Origin of the sequence: Kribbella sp. NBC_01245, from assembly GCF_036226525.1 — a bacterium.
Lineage (GTDB): Bacteria > Actinomycetota > Actinomycetes > Propionibacteriales > Kribbellaceae > Kribbella.
In genome coordinates, this window is the sequence record NZ_CP108487.1 from 3,016,476 (window position 1) to 3,035,859 (window position 19,384).

General features: G+C 67.7%; 15 protein-coding genes. 5 read left to right on the forward strand and 10 right to left on the reverse strand.

Going from position 1 to position 19,384, the window contains the following annotated elements:
• Window positions 1-4: 4 nt before the first annotated feature.
• The 7 genes from OG394_RS13230 to OG394_RS13260 all read right to left on the reverse strand — a co-directional run bounded on the left by OG394_RS13230 (window position 5) and on the right by OG394_RS13260 (window position 10,718).
• The gene (locus tag OG394_RS13230; RefSeq protein WP_328995588.1) at window positions 5-2,461 is read right to left on the reverse strand and encodes a GMC oxidoreductase; all 2,457 of its coding nucleotides are present in this window, start codon (window positions 2,459-2,461) and stop codon (window positions 5-7) included.
• A gap of 334 nt (window positions 2,462-2,795) precedes the next feature.
• Complete coding sequence (locus tag OG394_RS13235; protein ID WP_328995589.1) at window positions 2,796-3,524, reverse strand: class I SAM-dependent methyltransferase; 729 nt, start codon at window positions 3,522-3,524, stop codon at window positions 2,796-2,798.
• Window positions 3,525-4,047: 523 nt separating this feature from the next.
• A complete protein-coding gene (locus OG394_RS13240; protein WP_328995591.1) occupies window positions 4,048-4,440 on the reverse strand; it encodes a hypothetical protein in 393 nt (130 codons plus the stop codon).
• A gap of 141 nt (window positions 4,441-4,581) precedes the next feature.
• Window positions 4,582-7,245: a pyruvate, phosphate dikinase gene (ppdK, locus tag OG394_RS13245; protein WP_328996829.1), complete on the reverse strand. Its 2,664-nt coding sequence runs from the start codon at window positions 7,243-7,245 to the stop codon at window positions 4,582-4,584.
• Between the two features lie 235 nt (window positions 7,246-7,480).
• A complete protein-coding gene (locus OG394_RS13250; protein WP_328995593.1) occupies window positions 7,481-8,434 on the reverse strand; it encodes a DNA polymerase domain-containing protein in 954 nt (317 codons plus the stop codon).
• Between the two features lie 81 nt (window positions 8,435-8,515).
• Window positions 8,516-9,871, reverse strand: a complete 1,356-nt coding sequence (locus OG394_RS13255) for a serine hydrolase domain-containing protein (protein WP_328995594.1) — start codon at window positions 9,869-9,871, stop codon at window positions 8,516-8,518.
• A 142-nt stretch (window positions 9,872-10,013) separates the two neighbouring features.
• Window positions 10,014-10,718, reverse strand: a complete 705-nt coding sequence (locus OG394_RS13260) for an SDR family oxidoreductase (protein WP_328995595.1) — start codon at window positions 10,716-10,718, stop codon at window positions 10,014-10,016.
• A gap of 80 nt (window positions 10,719-10,798) precedes the next feature.
• On the opposite strand from OG394_RS13260, the gene OG394_RS13265 reads away from it, so the two are divergent.
• Window positions 10,799-11,167: a winged helix-turn-helix transcriptional regulator gene (locus tag OG394_RS13265; RefSeq protein WP_328995596.1), complete on the forward strand. Its 369-nt coding sequence runs from the start codon at window positions 10,799-10,801 to the stop codon at window positions 11,165-11,167.
• 31 nt (window positions 11,168-11,198) lie between these two features.
• Window positions 11,199-11,699 carry a G/U mismatch-specific DNA glycosylase gene (gene mug / locus OG394_RS13270; protein ID WP_328995597.1) on the forward strand — a complete coding sequence of 167 codons (501 nt, stop codon included), beginning with the start codon at window positions 11,199-11,201 and terminating at the stop codon, window positions 11,697-11,699.
• 69 nt (window positions 11,700-11,768) lie between these two features.
• Here mug and OG394_RS13275 read toward each other — a convergent pair whose 3' ends face one another.
• The gene (locus OG394_RS13275) at window positions 11,769-12,473 is read right to left on the reverse strand and encodes an alpha/beta fold hydrolase (protein WP_328995598.1); all 705 of its coding nucleotides are present in this window, start codon (window positions 12,471-12,473) and stop codon (window positions 11,769-11,771) included.
• A gap of 27 nt (window positions 12,474-12,500) precedes the next feature.
• The gene (locus OG394_RS13280; RefSeq protein ID WP_328995600.1) at window positions 12,501-13,433 is read right to left on the reverse strand and encodes an alpha/beta hydrolase; all 933 of its coding nucleotides are present in this window, start codon (window positions 13,431-13,433) and stop codon (window positions 12,501-12,503) included.
• Window positions 13,434-13,542: 109 nt separating this feature from the next.
• Between OG394_RS13280 and OG394_RS13285 the strand changes: the two genes are divergently transcribed.
• Both OG394_RS13285 and OG394_RS13290 read left to right on the forward strand, forming a co-directional pair.
• Window positions 13,543-14,112, forward strand: a complete 570-nt coding sequence (locus OG394_RS13285) for a TetR/AcrR family transcriptional regulator (protein WP_328995602.1) — start codon at window positions 13,543-13,545, stop codon at window positions 14,110-14,112.
• A 37-nt stretch (window positions 14,113-14,149) separates the two neighbouring features.
• A complete protein-coding gene (locus OG394_RS13290; protein WP_328995604.1) occupies window positions 14,150-17,467 on the forward strand; it encodes a hypothetical protein in 3,318 nt (1,105 codons plus the stop codon).
• A gap of 132 nt (window positions 17,468-17,599) precedes the next feature.
• Here the strand turns inward: OG394_RS13290 and OG394_RS13295 are convergent, their stop codons facing one another.
• Window positions 17,600-18,283 carry a nitroreductase family protein gene (locus tag OG394_RS13295; RefSeq protein ID WP_328995606.1) on the reverse strand — a complete coding sequence of 228 codons (684 nt, stop codon included), beginning with the start codon at window positions 18,281-18,283 and terminating at the stop codon, window positions 17,600-17,602.
• An 81-nt stretch (window positions 18,284-18,364) separates the two neighbouring features.
• Between OG394_RS13295 and OG394_RS13300 the strand changes: the two genes are divergently transcribed.
• Window positions 18,365-19,303 carry a phosphotransferase gene (locus OG394_RS13300; RefSeq protein ID WP_328995607.1) on the forward strand — a complete coding sequence of 313 codons (939 nt, stop codon included), beginning with the start codon at window positions 18,365-18,367 and terminating at the stop codon, window positions 19,301-19,303.
• The last annotated feature ends 81 nt before the right edge of the window (window positions 19,304-19,384 follow it).

A 19,384-nucleotide genomic window follows, 5' to 3' on the forward strand; every position in this document is an offset into this window, starting at 1 on the left:
GACCCTATCCGGCCGCCTCGCCGGCTGCCTTGTCGCCGCGGATACCCGCGACGGCGCCGCGAGCGAAGTAGGTCAGGAAGCGAGCGCGCATCAGCAGCCGACGCCGCCGGGTATAGCCCTCGCCTTGGAGCGACAACCCGAGCTGCGCCGCACCCGCCGTGCTGATGTGGAGTACGCCGTCGCCCGCGCACTCATGCCCGGCCACCGTGAAGTCGAGCGTCGTGAGGTCTCGCCAAACGGCCAACGGCTTGCCCACCCGCTGGGTCTTCGTCCCGCGCAATACCCACGCCGTACCGTCGTCCGCCGTGAAGGCCAAGTCGTACGCCATCGCCTCGCCTTCCGTGGCCACCGGGAACAGCGCGAGCGTGCCGTCGACCGCCGCCTCCGAGGCGATACCCGCAACGTCGATCGTCCCCTTGACCGTCATCCGGCGGTGGCGATCGGCCAGGAACGACCTCCACCCGGGCAGCCGGACCGACAGCTTGAGGTCCACTGCCGCAGGGCCGTCGGCGAATCGCGCCGTACCGGTCATCCGCTCCCGGAAGCGCACGCCATTACCCGCATGCTCCTCCCGCGACTCGGCCATCGCCGCCATCGCGACATCCTCCGGAACCTCAGCCGGTACGACGTCCGCCGCCTCGGGGGCGCGCCACGTCTCGTCGCCGAGGATGTCGCGTACGGCGTGCTCGAGCATCCGCTCGGCCATGGCGGTGATGGTCGCGGACGGGTTCGTGCCGGTGGCGCCCGGAACCGCGGCGCCGTCGACGACGTACAGCCCGGGATATCCGTGCACCTGGCCGTACTCGTCGATCACGCTAGTGCGCGCGTCCGGGCCCATCGGTACGCCGCCGAGGTTGTGCACGGTGACGGCCTTGCGCATGAACCGCCAGGTCGGGGTGAGGTTGTTCCGGCCGGAGAGCTGGCGGGCGACCTCGCGGGAGGCACGGCTCTCGGCGCGGTAGAGGTCCTTGTTCGCCAGGTTGTCCCACTCGACGGCGGCCTCGTCGTTCTGGTCGAGGAACAACCGGCCGTCCGACGAGTCCCGGCCCATCAACAGCAGCGTCATGATGTTGTCGCCACGACGCGGGCGGCCCTGGCTTGGGCGGAGTTTGGTGAGGCCTGATCGGAGTAGGGCGAAGGGCGCGTGCACGGGGTTGAGGCCGCTGACGAGCATGGCCAGTTTGCGTGGGTAGCTGCCGTCCTGGACCTGGAACCAGAGGCGCCGGCCGCCGATCTCGCAGTCCACGATGCTGGTGGTGGTGATGGTCGGGCCGTGATCGGGATCGAGCGGCACCTTGGTACCGCGGACGAACGCGAGGAAGTCGCCGTTGCCGGAGAACCCGTGCCCGAGAGTTTCGGACAACGCCGGCAAGTCGTCGGATTTCTTTGCCTTGAGCAACAACTCGGTGGTCCCGACAGCGCCGGCGCCAAGGAAGACTCGGGGCGCGCGAATCACTTGGGTTCGGGCGGCCAAATGGTCGATATACTCCACCTCGTAACCGCCGTCGGGCGCGGTGCCGATACGCGTCACCTCGCACTCAACTCGGGCCTCGGCGCCGAGCCGCTCAGCGATCGTGAGGTAGTTGAAGTCAAGGCTGTTCTTGGCGCCGCGATTGCACCCGAGCACGCACTCCCCCACGAACGTACAACTCCGCTGCACCCCGCCATGCCTGTTAACCACTACCCGATCAACCCCACCACCTGCACCACCACCTTCACCACCATCGTCACCACCGCCGCCGCCTCCGCCGCCCCGGCCGCTGCCTTCACCGCTGCCTTCACCGCCGCCTTGACCGCCGCCTTCACCCCTGCCTTGACCGCTGCTGACGTCGGCGCCATCGCTACCGCCCAAATTGCCGCCCGCGTTGCCGCCTGCGTTGCCGGCCGTGTCGCCCGCGGTGTTGCCCGCCGTGTTGGCCGCGGTGTCGCCTTGCTTGAAGCGGACGGCGAGTTGGGGGCGGACTGTGCCGGCCGGACGGCCCATGTTCTCGACGGCCAACTCCATCGCGGCCGTGCGCAACGGGAACCGCCCGGTGATCGGGTCGGCCGGCACCTGGCTTACCTCCAGCATGTGGGCGGCCAAGTCGTAGTACGGGTCGAGCGTCTCGCGGCGGTAGCTCTTCGGCCAATGGTCGATGAAGACCTCCGCGGGTGGGCGGGCGAAGACGTTCGCGTATACGAGCGAACCGCCGCCCCAGCCCGCGCCCTGCACGCTGATCATCCGATCGAGCCAGCGCACGTCGTACAGCCCACGCCCGTTCGCCCACAACCAGCCGTCCTTCAGGTTGCTGTCATTGCGCGGAAACGACCCCGGCACCCACCGCCGCCCACGCTCCAGCACAACCACCCGCTGCCCCGCCTGCGCCAACCGCGCCGCGGCAACCGATCCCCCGAACCCGGTACCGACCACCACGGCATCGAACTGCTCGCAACCCTCGCCCGACCTAATGATGTGAGACATAGTCAGAATTGTTACACACCATAACCTCAGTTGCCAGCCCTCACTTTTCCTCCTGCCGCGAGTGGTCACTTCTGACCCACGCGACGGTCCGGCAGGCGACAACAGGGTGGGTCAGATGTGACCACTCGCGGCAGAAAGACGGCCGCCAGAGGCCGGCGGCGAGCGTAGGCCGGGCGTCAGAGGCGGGCGGCGAGCGTAGGCCGAGCGTCAGAGGCGGGGTGCGAGGGGTAGGCCGGGCGCAAGAGGCGGGGTGCGAGGGGTAGGCCGGGCGCTAGAGGCGGGGGGCGAGGGTAGGCCGGGCGTCAGCAGCGGGCGGCGAGGATAGGCCCGGGCGTCAGAGGCGGGGTGCGAGGGATAGGACGTTGAGGTAGCGCTTGGTTATGCGGCCGTCGTGGTTGCGGTCGATGAGCGTGGAGAGGCAGGTGTAGAGGCCTTCGCGGGCCTCGGAGGTCATGGACCGGTGGCCGGAGTACGTCGAGAGGACCGCGAGGTATTCCTCAGTCGTGTACTCCCGATCCCAGCCCCAGCGGTGGAACTCGACCGGCCCGAACAGACCCGAGCGGTCGAACTCTTCCGAGCCATCCGCCACCAAGGCCTCCGGCGTGAGCTGCCGGCCGGGATCGGCGCCGTCTGCGTCGAAGCGGTCGTAACACGCCTGCATATCGTCGAAGAACTGCTGAGTCCCACCGGCAACGTGCAGCGTCGATACCACCGCGAGTGAACCGCCCGGGCGCAAGGCTTGCGCGGCTTTCACCACCCGGATTTCTGGATCGACCCAGTGCCACGAGGTCGCCGCGATGACCAGGTCGTACGGCTCCGCGGGCAGCGGCCAGTCCTCGAAGGACGCGGTCACGATGTCCGCCTCCGGAAGGTTGCGGCGGGCAACGTTCGCCAGTTCTGGGCTGAGTTCCACGGCGGTGACGGACCATCCGCGTTCGACCATCGGCCGAGTCGCCTGCCCCGTTCCACACCCGACCTCGAGCACCCGCGGCCTCTCCACCAACGCGGCGCCGAGCACGTCGTACAACTCACTCGGATACCCCGGCCGAGCCCGGTCATACAACTCAGCATCCTCCCCAAACCTCAACCGCAATACCTCTCGTCCCATAACCCGAGAACCTAGCCCTCCGAGCCCAAACCCCGCAGCGATTTTCGCCCCGATCCACCACGCCAACGCCGGCATGGGGCTCGCGAGTCGGCGCCACCTCAGCACTGCGCCAACACCGGCATACGCTCGCCGCTCGGCACCGCCGCAGCACTGCGTCGATTGGTCTGGATTCGACCGCTCCAGCGGCGGGCCACCTTGGTCAGCTCGGGTCCGCGGGCGAATCCTGACCAATCGACGCTAATCCAGCACAACGAAAGACCAACTGCGGCGTACGACGGCCAGAACGCCCGGGCGGGAGTGGTTCGTGGCAGGCGATTAGCGTCGATTGGTCAGGATTTGCCCGCGGACCGTTGGCGACCAAGCTGACCCGCCGCGCGAGCGGGCAAATCCAGACCAATCGACGCAGTGCCTAAGGGGTGCCGAGCAGCGAGCCCCATGCCGGTGTTGGCGTACTGGGGGGGTGCCGACCGGGCGGGCCTTAGGACGGGAGTGGTGGGGTGGGGAGGGGGGACATTTGCCAGTGGCCGTGGGACCAGTGGATTAGTTGGCGCCATTGGCGGCGGCCGCGGGGGCCGGTTACGCCGATGACTACGTCGACGTCGTGCGAGGTGACTTGGGTCCAGGAGACGCCATCCAGGCGCCAGCCTTTACCGCCGTCGGTTGCGAGGCGGCGTTGGGCGTCGTCGGGTGCGTGGGCCGCGTTGCGGAGGTGGAGCCTCAATGCCGACTCGTCCTGCTCTTGCAGCAGATCGACGTACGTCGCGACGTACGGCCGCAGCGTATCGACATCCATCGACGCACCAGCAGTCTGCGTGCAGCCGGTCAATCCCAATAGGACGGCCACGCAGACCAGCATCACGGCGTTCCTCATCCGCCCACCCCGTTTCGCTCGCCTCACACCCCTACTTGCCCCTAATGGGTGGACGCGTTCACGGGCGCAAAAAGTTGCCCCGGCCGCAGGAAGCCTGCAACCGGGGCAACAAAACCAACCGGGGCAACAAAACGAGCAGGGTCAGAGAGCGGCGCGGCCGGCCTCCAGCCGAGCAACCGGGATGCGGAACGGCGAGCAGGAAACATAGTCCAGACCCACCTCATGGAAGAAGTGGATGCTGTCCGGGTCACCGCCATGCTCACCGCAGATCCCGAGCTTCAGATCCGGACGCGTCTCCCGCCCGCGCTCGGCCCCAAGCCGAACCAACGCGCCAACGCCATCCCGGTCGATCGACTCGAACGGCGAAACCGCGAAGATCCCCTTCTCCAAGTACCGCGAGAAGAACGCACCTTCAACGTCGTCGCGGCTGAAGCCCCAAGTCGTCTGGGTCAGGTCATTGGTACCGAACGAGAAGAACTCGGCCGATTCGGCGATCTGGCCGGCGGTCAGCGCGGCACGCGGCAGCTCGATCATCGTGCCGATCGGGCTGGACACGTCCACACCTTCGGCCTCGGACACCTCGCGCAACACCTGCGCGACCTCGTCCCGCGCCAACTCGAGCTCTTGCACGGCACCAACGAGCGGGATCATGATCTCGGGCCGCGGGTCCTTGCCCTGCTTCTTCAGGCGCGCCGCCGCCGACGCGATCGCCCGCACCTGCATCGCGAACAGGCCCGGGATGACGAGACCAAGGCGCACGCCGCGCAGACCCAGCATCGGGTTCTGCTCGTGCAACCGACGTACGGCCGAAAGCAGGGTGGCGTCGCGGCCCGGGTCCTCACCGCGCTCTTCGGCGAGGGCGACCTTGACCGCGAGCTCCTCCATCGACGGCAGGAACTCGTGCAACGGCGGGTCGATCAGCCGGATCGTGACGGGCTGCCCGTCCATCGCGTCGAGGATCTCGCAGAAGTCCTCGCGCTGCAGCGGCTCCAACTCGGCCAGCGCCGCATCGCGATCGGCGTCCTCTTCCGCGAGGATGAGCCGCTCGATCGCCTCGCGCCGTTCGCCGAGGAACATGTGCTCCGTACGGCACAGACCAATCCCCTGCGCGCCGAACCGCCGGGCGCGCGCGGAGTCCTCGCCGTTGTCCGCATTCGTCCGGACCTGCAGACGCCGTACGTCGTCCGCGTGCGAGATCAACCGGTGCACACTCGCGACCAAGTCGTCGGCCGCGTGATCGAGCGTGCCCTCGAAGTACTGCACGACGGGCGACGGCACCACCGGCACCTCGCCGAGGAAGACCTCACCCGTCGTACCGTCGATGGAGATCACGTCGCCCTCGACCACCGAGGTCCCGTTGACCTCGATGGTCTTGGCCGAGATGTCGACGCGCAGCTCCTCCGCACCGCAGACGCAGGTCTTACCCATACCGCGCGCAACGACGGCCGCGTGCGAGGTCTTGCCGCCGCGACTGGTGAGAATGCCCTGGGCCGCGATCATGCCGTGCAGGTCGTCCGGGTTGGTCTCGCGGCGCACGAGCACGACCTTCTCGCCGCGCTCGGCCGCCTCGACGGCTGCCGCGGAGGTGAAGACGACCTTGCCGCAGGCCGCGCCCGGGGAGGCGCCGATCGCCTTGGTCAGCAGGTGCTTGTCGGCATCGGCGTCGAACCGCGGGAACATCAGCTGCGCGAGCTGGGCGCCCGTCACCCGCTTGAGCGCCTCGTCGATCGAGATCATGCCCTCGTCGATCAGGCTGGTCGCGATCCGGAAGGCCGCGCCCGCTGTGCGCTTACCGACGCGGGTCTGCAACATCCAGAGCTTGCCGCGCTCGACGGTGAACTCGATATCGCAAAGATCGCGGTAATGGCCTTCGAGCTTGACCATGATCGTCATCAGGTCGTCGTACGACAACTTGTCGATCTGCTCGAGGTCCGCCAACGGCACGGTGTTGCGAATACCCGCGACGACGTCCTCGCCCTGCGCGTTCTGCAGGTAGTCGCCGTACACGCCCGGCTGGCCGCTCGACGGGTCACGGGTGAACGCGACACCCGTGCCGGAGTCCATGCCGAGGTTGCCGAACACCATCGAGCAGATGTTGACGGCCGTGCCGAGGTCGGCGGGAATGCGCTCCTGGCGGCGGTAGAGCACCGCGCGCTCGGAGTTCCACGAACCGAAGACCGCCTCGATCGCGAGCTCCATCTGCTCGCGCGGGTCCTGCGGGAAGTCGCGGCCGGTGTGCTCACGGACCGACGCCTTGAACCGGCCCACCAGCTTGCGCAGGTCGTCGGCATCCAGGTCGAGATCGTTCGTCGTACCCTTCGCGTCCTTCGCCGCCTCGATCGCGTCCTCGAAGACGTCACCGGGCATGTCCAGCACGGTCTTGCCGAACATCTGGATCAGCCGCCGGTACGCGTCCCACGCGAAGCGCGGGTTACCCGACTGGTGCGCGAGACCGTTCACGGAGTCGTCGTTCAGCCCGACATTGAGCACCGTCTCCATCATCCCGGGCATCGAGAACTTCGCGCCGGAACGGACCGAGACCAGCAGCGGGTCGTCCGCCTGGCCGAGCTTCTTGCCCATCTTCTGCTGCAGGTGCGACACGTGGTGATCGATCTCGTCGGCCAACTCGGCCGGCATCGCGCCGGTCTCGAGATAGACCCGGCACGCCTCCGTCGAGATGATGAAACCGGGCGGCACCGGCAGGCCGAGGTTCGTCATCTCCGCCAGGTTCGCCCCCTTTCCACCGAGCAGGTCCTTCATGTCCTTGTTGCCTTCGGCGAAGTCGTAGACGAGTTTCGGCACGATGACTCCCTGAGGTGTGGGCGGGCGCTTGAAGACGCGGCGTGATGACCGCTGGCCCAACGACTCCAGTGGCGGGGCGTCCTTCCAGAGTACGCCGGAAAACCAGTCCACTTCGCCACTGGTCTCACATAGGACATCGTGATGATGACCACACCAGTGAGTGCACTGGATCACTTTATTCCGGGTACAGGGATGTGCTGTTGCTGACAACGATGGTCAGCAACACGCGCGCGATGGGTCAGGAGGACTCGCGCTTCGCCTTCGCCCGGCGCTTGCCCTCGTGCATCGCGATCACCCGCGCAATCGGGATCGCCCGGCCCTCTTCGACAAGCTCCGCCGGCAACTGCTGGGGCGCGGGCATCGCCTCCGCCCAGGGGTCGCGATCGCCCAGCAACTCGAGCGCCGTACGGATCGTGAAGTCCTTCGGGGTGACGTCATCGAGGTCGTCCCAGCCGACCGGGAACGACACCGGCACGCCCGGCCGGACTCGCGGGCTGTACGCCGCGACCACGGTGGCGCCGCCCGAACGCGTCGAATCGAGGAAGACCTTGCCCTCGCGTTCCTCCAGCGGGTACGCCGTGGTGGCGACCGTGGGATCGACCCGCTCGGCCCGCACGGCGAGGGCGCGTGCGGCGGCCGCAACCTCTTCGGCCGAAGTGCTTGAGGTGTCGACCGGGACGAAGATGTGCAGCCCCTTCGCGCCACTCGTCTTCACGGCGCCGGTCAGACCGAGCTCCACGAGCGCCTCGCGGACCAGGCGGGCCGCGGCCGCCACGGTCTTGAACGGCGCGCCTTCGGGCGGATCAAGGTCCATCACGAGGTGCGTGGTGCGCTCGGGATGGTCGATCCGGAACAGCGTCGGGTGGTACTCGACGGCGCGCTGGTTGCCGAACCAGAGCAGCGTCCGCCGGTCATTGCACAAGGCGTACGACACCTCGCGCTTGGACGCCTCGGCCCACATCGGCGCACGCTCGACCCAATCGGGCGTGTACTTCGGCAGGTTCTTCTGCATGAACCGGTCCTGCCCACGCAACACCCGGATCACCGAAAGCGGCCGATCCTTCAGCCCAGGCAGGATCCGCTCGCTCACCCCATCCAGGTAGTCGACCAACTCCCGCTTGGTCGCCCCCGCCCTCTCGAACAGATCCTGGTCCAGATTAGTCAGCGGCACACCCTCGCGAGACTCACCCATCCGCCCAGACTAGGCCTTCTTCTTTGGCGTCGGTCGTCTGATTTTGTCCGCGAGTGGTCAAAAAACAGACGGAAGGACTACCTACGGGACCTTCGGGGTGACGCGGCCGCTGCTGAAGACGTACGGCGCTCCGTCCGGGAATTCGCGGAACTCGAACGACGTCCATGGCTGGTCCGGCCCTTCGCGCAGGAGGAAGCGATCGCCGCTCGCGTCGGCCGGGGCCAGGTCGTACGTCCTCTCCGGGAAATCCGCCAGGTCGGCGCGATCGCCAGTCGCCCGTACGACGACGGCCGGCCCACCGTTGACGCCTGCTTCGCCACTCGCATTGACATCGAAGGTCACCCCGCTCCGCGCGTACTCCCCGGTATGACGCTCGAAGCCGTCCGGCACCTCGCCGTCGAAGGGTTCAGGTGTGCCCGGCATCACCAAACCGGCGTACTCGGCGAAGACCTCACGGAACAACGAGTTGAACAAGGCAGGCGCGGTCGGCGAGTTCGTCAGTAGGCAGACGGCGACCCGCGAGACCGGGTCGATCCGGAGAAAGGCCAGCTGCCCGACCGTCGTACCGTCATGGCCGTAGAGCAGCCGATCCCCCCAATCGTTCAACCGCCAAGTGAGTCCGACGCCCGCCATGCCCGTCGCGCCCGCAACCGGTACGGCGAGCTCCTGCATCGTGGCAACGGCCTCCGCATCGAGCAGGCGTACGCCGTCCCGCGTGACTCCGCCGTCGAGGTGGAACCGGGCGAACGCGAGCAGGTCCGCCGCGCTCTGCGTGATCAGGCCAACCGGCGTCAGACTTCGCGGCAGCATCCACGACTTCACCGCCAAGCCGTCGACCAGGCTGTGCCCGACGGCGGCCCGATGCAGGATCGCGTCCTCCGGAAGGGTGACGGTGTGCTCCAGCCCGAGCGGTTCGACCAGGCGCGCCTTGAGCGACTCGTCGAAGGTCCGGCCGTCGAGGACCTCGATGATCCGGCCGAGCACGGCGAACCCGCTGTTGCAGTACGAGTAGGCGGCACCAGGCTCGAAGATCTGCGCCACCTCCGGCAGCAACGCGACGTACTTCTCCAGGCAATCGTCACCACGCCCGGTATCAGTGAAGACGTCACCGTCGATCCCGCTGGTATGCATGAGCAACTGCCGCACGGTCACCCGGTCAGCCGTCGCGAAAGCCGCCTCCGGCAACAGCTTGGCCACCGTGTCGTCGAGCGCGAGCCGCCCTTCCGCGGCCAGCTGCATAACCATCGTGGCCGTCCACGGCTTGGTGATCGACCCGATCTGAAACACCGAGTCGCCCGTCACCTCAACCCCGGTAGCCCGACTCAGCACCCCGTACGGCACTACCGTCTGCTCGCCGTCGGCCCAAATCCCCAGCACGGCCCCCGGCACATCGGCGGCAGCAGCCAGCTCGGCCAGTCTCACGCTCCAGTCCGTCATGCCCGCTATTTCAGCACTGACTCCGGACGAAGCCGGTGAAGGCCCAGGTAGTTGGTGAAGGCCCAGCCGCTTCGCCCGTCGGCCCCCGCCCCGCTTCCCGCGCGACCTCGGCCGACGGCGCCGCTGGCGGGCCCGCGTGACATTAGGCGGTCTTGTGGCGGGCGCCGCCCTCGAGATGGACTGTCTCGCCGGAGATGAAGCCCGCGCGGAGTAGCCACATCACCGTGTCGACGACGTCGTCGGACTCGCCGTACCGTCCGACCAGCGTTCCAGCGGCACTCTTGCTCAGCAAGCCGGCCTTGCCGTCACCAAACCGGTCCCAGGCACCCGAGTCGACGACACCGGGCGAGATGGCGTTGACCCGCACCGGGGCGAGGTCCGCCGCGAGATGGCGAGCGACGTACTCGACCGCACCGTTGGTCACCCCCTTGACGAGCGAGCCTGGTCCCGGCCGCCACCCGACGACCCCGGAGAACAACACGATCGACCCGTTCGGCTGCAGCACCGGCGCGAAGTGCTTGGCGACCAGCATCGGTCCGATCACCTTCGCCGTGAACGCGGCCATCAGCTTGTCGTGATCCAGTTCGACAGCCCGAACGTCGTGCGGCGCTGAACCGGTCGTCACGATGTGGTCGATCCCATCCGCGAGCCGGGTGGCCGCGGCGGCCATCGTCGTCTCGTCCTGCAGATCGATTCGCACCGCGGTCGCGTTGATCTCGGCCGCCAGCGCCTCGGCGGCAGCCAGATCACGTGCACCGATCACCACGTCGTACCCGTCGTTCACCGCACGCCGCGCGATTGCCGCCCCCAGCGCCCGTGCACCGCCGATGACCAGAATCCGTTCCACTTCCGTCACTCCCTCTCGTAGGATCGGATCCTTACGGTATGGATTTGATACCGGTATCTTCAACGGAACTGGGAGCACCCATGGGCAAGGCGTACAACGTGATGGCGGCGACCTGTCCGAGCCGAACCGTGCTCCACCGCATCGGCGCCCGCTGGACCGTGTTCGTCGTCAACGCCCTCGCCGACGGCCCGCGCCGCTTCACCGACCTCAAAGCACACATCCAAGGCATCACCCCGAAGGTTCTGACCGAGACCCTCCGCTCCCTCGAAGTCGACGGCCTGATCAGCCGGCACGAGTACGCCGAAAACCCGCCACATGTCGAATACGCCCTGACGCCACTAGGACGCTCCCTCCTCGTCCCGCTCCGCGCCGTACGACTCTGGGCCGAACAGCACGTCCCCGACATCGAAGCCGCACGGGCTCGTCACGAGGACCAGACGCTGGCCTAACGGGTCGGCGCGGGTGGATAGGGTGCCACGCATGGGTGTGGCTGACGTGATTGCGCCGGGGTTGCGGGTCTTGTTCTGCGGAATCAACCCGGGCCTGGTCACGGCCGCTACTGGGCATCACTTTGCGCGGCCTGGGAATCGGTTTTGGCCGGCATTGCACAAGTCCGGGTTTACGCCCAGGTTGTTCCGGCCCGACGAGCAGGCTGAGCTGCTGCCGCTTGGGCTCGGCATCACGAACGTTGTCGCCCGCGAGAGCGCCAAGGCCGATGAGCTCACGCGGGCGGAGCTGGTCGAAGGAGGCGAGATCCTGGTTGCCAAGGTCCTGGAGTATCGACCGAAGTGGCTTGCGGTCGTTGGCGTGACGGCGTACCGCGATGCGTTTGGTGAGCGGAAGGCGGGGATGGGGCGGCAAGAGCGGCGCATCGGTGATACCCGGGTCTGGATCCTCCCGAATCCGAGTGGTCTCAACGCTCACTACACCGCGGACACCCTCGCGGCCGCCTTCGCAGAACTTCGCGAGGCGGCCGACTAAGGGCGTACCGCGGCCAGGAAACCGGCCGAAGGCGTACGGCAGCTGGGGAACTGGCCGGTTAGAGGCGGATCAGCCGGCGAGCGCCTGGCGGATCAAGCCGGTGACGGCGTCGGGTTGGGAGACGGCGACGGCGTGGGATGCCGCGACCTCGATGGTGGTGGCGCCGGCGCGTTTGGCCATGGAGCGCTGGGCTTCCGGGTGGATGGCGTTGTCCTGGGTGGCTACGAGGTCCCAGGAGGGCAGGTTCTTCCAGGCGGGCTCGACCGCGAGAGCTTCCTCAAGACCAAGTACGGCGATCGGGCGCTGGCCGACCGCGAGCACCTTCGTCAACGACGCGGGCAGATCTGCCGCGAAGACCTCCGGATAAGACGCGTAGTCCAGGTGCACCTCAGTCGCGTCGGTCCCGTCGGGCAGCGGGTACGTCGACGGGCGGATGGCCGCGCCGAACGGCGTCTCCGGAAAGCCCGCGCTGATACTCCCGAGGCTCTCCCCCTTCTCCGGCACGAACGCCGCGATGTACACCAGCCCAACGACCTGCGGGAGCTCAGCCGCGGCCGCCGAGATGACCGCGCCACCGTACGAGTGACCGACCAGCAGCACCGGCCCCTCGATCGACTTCACAAAGCTCTTCAGGTACGCCGCGTCATTGCTCAAACCGCGCAGGTGGTTCGGCGGCGCGACAACGGTGGTGCCGTCGGCGAGCAGCCGCTCGATCACGCCGTTCCAGCTCGCGGAATCGGCAAAGGCGCCATGTACGAGGACAACAGTGGTCACTTCAATCTCCTAAATAAGTGGTGCCGATTACTGCAGGGCAGTGCGGAGAGTGCTGATCGCGAGGTCGATCGCGGCCTGCGCGGCGTACGTATCGCGCAACGCGTCAACCATCACGAAGTCGTGGATGATTCCCTGGAACCGAACGGCCGTGACGGGCACGCCGGCCGCACGCAGCTTGGCTGCGTACGCCTCGCCCTCGTCACGCAGCACGTCGGCCTCGCCCGTGATCACCAGCGCCGGCGGCAAACCAGCCAGCTCATCGAGGCTCGCCCGCAACGGCGAGGCGGTGATCTGCGCGCGCTCGGCCGGGTCGGTCGTGTACTGATCCCAGAACCACTTCATCCCCTCCCGGGTGAGGAAGTAGCCCTCGGCGAATTCGTCGTACGACGAGGTGTCGAAGTTCGCGTCCGTGACCGGGTAGAACAGCACCTGGTGGCCGAACCGGACATCCCCGCGCTCCTTGGCCAGTAGCGTCAGCGCCGCGGCCATGTTGCCGCCGACCGAGTCGCCCGCGATCGCGAGACGCGTCGGGTCCAGGTCGTACGTCGAGCCCTCAGTGACGATCCACTGGGCCGTCTTGTAGTTCTGCTCGACCGCGATCGGGTAGCGCGCCTCGGGCGACAGGTCGTACTCGGGAAAGACCACGGCCGCGCCGGCGCCGACGGCGAGCTCACGCACCAGCCGGTCGTGGGTGTGCGCGTTGCCGAAGACCCAGCCGGCGCCGTGGATGTACAGCACGACGGGCAGTACGCCGGTGCTGCCGGCCGGGCGAACGATCCGGGCCCGCGGGCCGCCCGGGATCTCCACCCACGTCTCGTCGACATCGGGCCGGGCGTGGTCGGTGGTCTGCACCTCGTCCACCGTCTTCCGGCCCTCGGCCGGCTCGAGCTGGAACAGGAACGGCGGTACGGCGGTGGCGTCGGCGAAGGCCTGCGCGGCGGGTTCGAGAACTACGGACATCTCAACCTCCGGGTCTGATTTCGGTGAGAGAACGATCGTTCTCCCTCGATGTCGGCTACTCTAGGAGAACGATGGTTCTCGCGCAAGTACTGATTCGGGGTGACCGGGAATGACGCTCGACACAGCTGCGGCCCAGGCCAAGGTGCTGGACGCGGCAGACCGCCTCTTCTACGAGCGAGGCGTGCAGTCCGTCGGGATGGACGCGATCCGCGCCGCGTCCGGCGTATCGCTGAAACGGCTGTACCAGCTGTTCCCCGCGAAGGAGCGCCTGGTCGAGGCCTACCTGCAGCGCCGCAACCAGCAGTGGAACAGCATGCTCTCGGAGTACCTCGATCACGAGCAGGATCCGCGGGCCCAGATCCTCTCGGTCTTCGACTTCCTGTACGCGTGGTTCCAGCAGCGCGACTACCGCGGCTGCGCTTTCATCAACTCGTTCGGCGAGCTCGGCGCGGTCTCACCGAAGGTGGCCGAACTGGCGCACGACCACAAGGCCGAGTTCCGCTCGGTGCTGTCCGGGCTCGCCGAGTCCGCGGGCGCGACCGATCCGGACCGGCTGGCCGACCACCTGATCCTGCTGGCCGAAGGCGCGATCACCACCTCGGCCATCGCCGGTTCCCCGCTGCCGGCGGTTCGTGCGAAAGAGGCCGCTGGACTGCTACTCGACGCGACCCTGACCTGATCCCAGCGCGATCCGGGCGGATGGTGGAATGGAGCGCATGCGAGCTGCGGAGGTCCTGCGCACCATCGATCCCCTGCCGTACGGCGAACGCCTGCGGTATATCGCGACCACAGCCCAACACCTCCGAAGTACGCCCGAGCTATCCGCGCTCCTCGCGGAACTGGCGCGCGGCGGATCCTTCGAACGCGGATTGAGCCTGCTGTTCGCCGAGATCGCCGGCGACGCCGAGCACGTTGGCCTGCTCTTGCATGACCCCGATCCGGCCATCCGCGGCCGAGCCGTGGCGGCAGTCGGCCGGGGCGTCCCGGTGCCGGATGACGTACTGCGCGGATTGTTCGAAGACGCGCCGGTCGTGCTCAGACGCCAACTACGCAAGGCCTTGCGCGGCCGTACCCGGCTCGTCGCCGACGTCATCGACCGGCAGCGCCGGCTCTGGGGCGACCGCGCCGCGGCCGATCTCCTGCTCGACGCCGATGCCACCACGATCCGGCGCCTCCTACCGGAGCTGGCGTACACCCTCACCATCGGCCAATGGCGTCGACTCGGCACGCGCCATCCCGCCGTGCTACTCGATCACGCCGAGACCGCCTTGGCCGAGGTGAACGACACGGACGGCCGCAAGCGCTGGTGGAACGGCCTCGGGTACGGCGTCACCGCGGCCCTCGCCGAAGAGCCCGCACGGGTCACCACCCTGATCGCGAAGGCCCTGCCGGAAGCCGACGTACCGCGCGCCGTCATCGACGTACTCGGGCCGCTGGTCGAAGCCGACCCGGCGCTGGTGCTCGCGTTGTTCGACGATCGCGCGAGGTCGATCCGGCCCGCGTTGACTCTCGCCTTCCGGCGCCGGCTCTGGCGTTTCACCGACGAGCAGCTCGCGCGCTGGGGTGCCCTCGCCTGGCCGGACGAGAACGCCTTGGCCGGTTTGCTCAATCGCCTGCCACCTTCACGACGTACGGCGGTGTTCCAGGCCGCGTTGGCGTCGGTCGACCTCGGGCAGACGGTGTTCTCGGCCGCGTTGGTTGACGTACTGCCTGCGGCGGAACGGCATGCGCAGGCCCGGCGAATGCTCGGGCTGAAGAAGGTCCAGGACGACCAGCGGCTGAGGTGGCAGGTCAGCTCGTATCTCCCATACGACGAGGCCGTCGCGTTGCTCGAGCCGGAGGTACGTCAACCGGAGGCGGATGACCGGGCCGCGGTTTACCAGGCGGTGGTCGGCGCGGCCGGGCGTTCGCGGGACGCCGACGTCATCGCGCAGGCGCTGCAGTGGATCACGCGGATGCGGAATGACCGCGAGCCCGTCCGGACGGCCGTGCTGAACGCCGCCGCGCGGATGCCCGTCTCCCTGCTGAGCGACCAACATGTGCCACCGCTGACCACCTTGCTGAACGACGCGCTCGAGGCTCGCGACAGCTCCTGGTCGACCCGTTCCGCGCTGACTTCGATCGCGCAAAACGCCGTACGCCAAGGCGCTCTTCGCGACCAGCCGACGCTGTTGCGCTGGGGCATCGACGCACACGCGCGACTCTCGGGCTCGACCGGCTCGGCGGAGCTGTACGGCCTGACGGACGGGCTGCCGCGTGGACGCGAACTCGCCGTCTACGAAGCGCTCAAGCCGTACGTCGACGCTGGTGCTGCCCGGCTCGAGTTCGACCTGGCGTTCACGGTGGCGTCGGCGTTCGGCCGTCGTGGCTGGGGTATCGATCACCTGCACCGGGTGCTGGAGAAGGCCGTCTGGTCCAACAAGGAGTACACGGTCGGCCGGGCGGCGTCGTACTGGCTCGCTCCGCCGGCAACTCGTAGTGAGCGGGTGCAGCGGCTCATCAAGCGGGATGTCGGCATGGCCCAGTGGGACGCGGTGTGGTCCGCGGTGACGGAGAGCCGGACGGATCTGCTCGACAAGGTGCTGGCCAAGCCGAAGCGTATTCACCGATTCGAGTACAACCATCCGCATTGGCAGGTCTCGTCCCGGGCTGTTGGGCACTGGCTTCCACGTCAGCACAAGCGGTATGCCGAGCTAGTACGCGGCGCAGCGAACGATGGGCGTATGCCGGAGTGGGCGCGGGCACAGGCGGTAAGAACGCTCGGACCCGTCCCCGAACTGGGTCGCAGCCTGGTAGAGCCCTTCCTCGGCAGTAGCGAGGTGGTGTTGGTAGAAGCGGCACTGGCGGCCCTGGCTTGGACCGATCGCCCAGACGAGGTGCTACCGACTCTCTTGTCGTACGGCGGTAATGACCGCGCACGGGTGGCTATCTACGCAGCGACGCGTGCAGTCCGTTTCGTCCGGCCTAGCCAGTTGTCGCTTGCGTTGAGCCCGTTGCTGCTTGGCGAAGGTATGAAGGTCACTTCCCGCAAGGAGGCCGCACGGCTCCTCGGTGAGCTTCGCGCGCCTGGTGCTGTCGACGTACTGGCTCAGGCCTGGCCAAACGCTCACCAGGATGTACGGGCTGCCATTACGAGCGTTGTCGGTCAGTACCTGTTGCATGATCCTGCGTCGTGGGAGCTGCTTCGGCTCGCGGTAGACGACTCTGTCGCGACTGCCCGCGCGCTTCTGGGTCGTTCGCCGTCAACCGTGCCCGCGGAGTCCCGTACCTGCTACGGCGGTCTTGTGCTGGCAGTGACGGCTAGGCCCGAGCCTGAGGCTGTCTGCGCGGCACTGGCTGCCCTGCAGACGTGGGGCCGGTGGACGCCTGCGACGGCCTCTACGTGCTCGACGTTCGTCACTGACCTCGGTACGCCTAGCAGGGTTTGGCGCGCTGCTGCAAAGACTCTGGCCGCTGTAACCGCCATCGCGGGCACGGAAGACGTCATCGAGGTCCTAGACCTCTTGGCCCAGCTGGACGAAACGCCCTCACGACCCGAGGCTGAGCCCGACCGAGACCGCCCAGCCCGTCAGCGTCTACTAGCAGTTGTAGATCTACTTGCCACCACGATTCGCCGGGAAGCACCCGAGCGACGTACAGGTCTTCAGGAGATCGCCAACAGCCTGCCCGACGCCTACCACCTGCAGCGAGTAGACCTCCTCCTAGCGGCCGTGGAAGGCAACGACCTCGTCAAGCTATTGCCCGATCTCACAGCGGCTAGTCCCTACCAGGCATCGCTTCTCAGCCAGAAGGTCCGCCGAGCACTCAATGGCGACACCAAGACCTGGAGCCTCAGCAAGGTCGACGCCACCGTCAGTCGCCTGCACGGACGCGGCGATCTGACCGGCGGCGTCCTGGCCCTCCACCTCGTCACCGCCACCGGCCAACGCACGCAATGGGCCGAGGGGTGGCGAACGTGGCTACTCGCGCTACGCAAACACCCCGACGCCGACGTACGACAAGCAGCCCTCGACACCACCACCGCGACGGAATAGACGTCGCTCAGCGAAATGGACCCATCGGCGCCTGGAAGAACGTGTCGGCGAAGAACGGGTCGGGCACGGCTGGCGGCTTCGCGCTCGGTCCCCTAGCTGACTTCCGCGAGTGGACGCAGAAACAGATAGGGCTCAGAGCCTTACTAGGACTTGGTTCAGGGTCTTGCGCTTGAGGTTGGGGACGACGCAGTCGTCGGCGGGGTAGCCGACTGGGATTACCGCGAAGGCCTTTTCGTTGCGGGGGCGGCCGAGTAGTTCGCCGAGGAAGCGCATCGGCGATGGGGTGTGTGTGAGGGCGGCGAGGCCTGCCAGGTGCAACGCGGTGAGCAGCATGCCGACGGCGATCCCGACCGACTCGTCGCCGTAGTAGTGCTTGCGCGTAGTCCCGTCCTCGGCCAGGAAATGCCGTTGCTGGAACACGACGATCAAGTACGGCGCGTCGGTGAGGTGGGCCTTCACGGCGTCGGTCCCGAGCGGGCGCAACGCGGACAGCCACTCCTCCCCCAGCCGGCCGTCGTACGAGATGCGCTCCTCCTCCTCGGCCGCCGCCCGGATCCGCTGCCGCAGCTCGGCATCCTCTACCAGAACGAACGTCCACGGCTGCTGATGCGCACCACTCGGCGCCGTCGACGCCACCGCGATCGCGTCGATCACCGCCTGCTCCGGCACCGGATCCGGCGAGAACATCCGCACGGTCCGCCGCTCGTTCATCCGCTCCCGCAACACCGCGGCCCGCGCGAGCGACTCTTCCGCCGACAACCGCTTCGGCCGGTAAGGCACGGGCTGATACGGCCGACCATGATCAGGAGTCCACATACCCGCGAAGCTACCCGGACGTCCCGGCGCCCAGTCCAAAATGTCGTGAAGTGGAAGCTGTTGGTGTGCTTGGCTGCACTCATGCGAGAACCGCCGGACCACGTTTCAGCCGACGCTGTTCTGGCTGCCGTACGGACGCATTGGGCTGTTGACGTCGACGCGATCGAGCATCTGCCGGTCGGGTTCGGAGCGCATCACTGGCGGGTGTTATCCGCCGGGACGCCGCGGTTGTTCGTCACGCTCGACGACCTTGGTCCGCGTCATTCGGCGGGGTCGCTCGAGGGCGCGTACGCCGCAGCGGGCGAACTCGCCGCAGCCGGGCTCGAGTTCGTTGTCGCGTCCGTGCCGACTCGCGAAGGCGGCTACACGACTCCATTGGCCGGCGGCATGGTGAGTTGTGTGTGCTGGCTGGACGGCAAGGCGGCCGGCTCAGGCCCGATCGACGACGCGCACTTGGCCGCGCAGAACGCGGAGGCGCTTGCCCGGCTGCACGCGGCGCCGCTTCCGGCAGGGATTCCGAGCTGGCGCCCGCGGGTCGGGCCGGACTTCGCCGACACCATCAGCGAGCTGGTCCGCGAACCGTGGCAGGCAGGCCCGTTCGGCGAGCAAGCCCGGCATGCGCTCATCAAGCGGATCGACGCGATCCACCGATGGACGAAGTCGTACCACGAGCTGGCCCGTCGCGCCGAAGACCGCCCCTGGGTGCCGACGCACGGCGAACCGCACACCGCCAACCAGGTCATCACCTCAGACGGAGTCGTGTTCGTCGATTGGGAGTCGCTGGCCAAGGCACCACGCGAGCGTGACCTGGGCAGCCTCGTCGCCGCGGGCTACGCCGATACCGTCACGCCGGACTGGGAAATGATCGAGCTGTTCGACCTCGAATGGCGCCTCGACGAGCTGTCCGAATACTCCACCTGGTTCGCCCAGCCCCACACCGGAACCGCCAGCGACCAAGTCGCCATCAACGGCCTACTCGAAGAGCTCGCCCGCCCCGACTGGACCCACCCGGCCGAGTAGCGCTTTCTTTGCATTCATTCGTCGGAATCCGCCCTCTCAGCACCGCGGACAGGTGCAGGTTCGCGGCGGGAAGAGGGCGGA

What these genes read in the sequence shown, in the direction of transcription:
- OG394_RS13230 (WP_328995588.1), bottom strand. Translation starts at nt 2,461, where the DNA reads ATGTCTCACATCATTAGGTCGGGCGAGGGTTGCGAGCAGTTCGATGCC.
- OG394_RS13240 (WP_328995591.1), bottom strand. Translation starts at nt 4,440, where the DNA reads ATGAGGAACGCCGTGATGCTGGTCTGCGTGGCCGTCCTATTGGGATTG.
- OG394_RS13250 (WP_328995593.1), bottom strand. Translation starts at nt 8,434, where the DNA reads ATGGGTGAGTCTCGCGAGGGTGTGCCGCTGACTAATCTGGACCAGGAT.
- OG394_RS13255 (WP_328995594.1), bottom strand. Translation starts at nt 9,871, where the DNA reads ATGACGGACTGGAGCGTGAGACTGGCCGAGCTGGCTGCTGCCGCCGAT.
- OG394_RS13265 (WP_328995596.1), top strand. Translation starts at nt 10,799, where the DNA reads ATGGGCAAGGCGTACAACGTGATGGCGGCGACCTGTCCGAGCCGAACC.
- mug (WP_328995597.1), top strand. Translation starts at nt 11,199, where the DNA reads ATGGGTGTGGCTGACGTGATTGCGCCGGGGTTGCGGGTCTTGTTCTGC.
- OG394_RS13280 (WP_328995600.1), bottom strand. Translation starts at nt 13,433, where the DNA reads ATGTCCGTAGTTCTCGAACCCGCCGCGCAGGCCTTCGCCGACGCCACC.
- OG394_RS13285 (WP_328995602.1), top strand. Translation starts at nt 13,543, where the DNA reads ATGACGCTCGACACAGCTGCGGCCCAGGCCAAGGTGCTGGACGCGGCA.
- OG394_RS13290 (WP_328995604.1), top strand. Translation starts at nt 14,150, where the DNA reads ATGCGAGCTGCGGAGGTCCTGCGCACCATCGATCCCCTGCCGTACGGC.
- OG394_RS13295 (WP_328995606.1), bottom strand. Translation starts at nt 18,283, where the DNA reads ATGTGGACTCCTGATCATGGTCGGCCGTATCAGCCCGTGCCTTACCGG.
- OG394_RS13300 (WP_328995607.1), top strand. Translation starts at nt 18,365, where the DNA reads ATGCGAGAACCGCCGGACCACGTTTCAGCCGACGCTGTTCTGGCTGCC.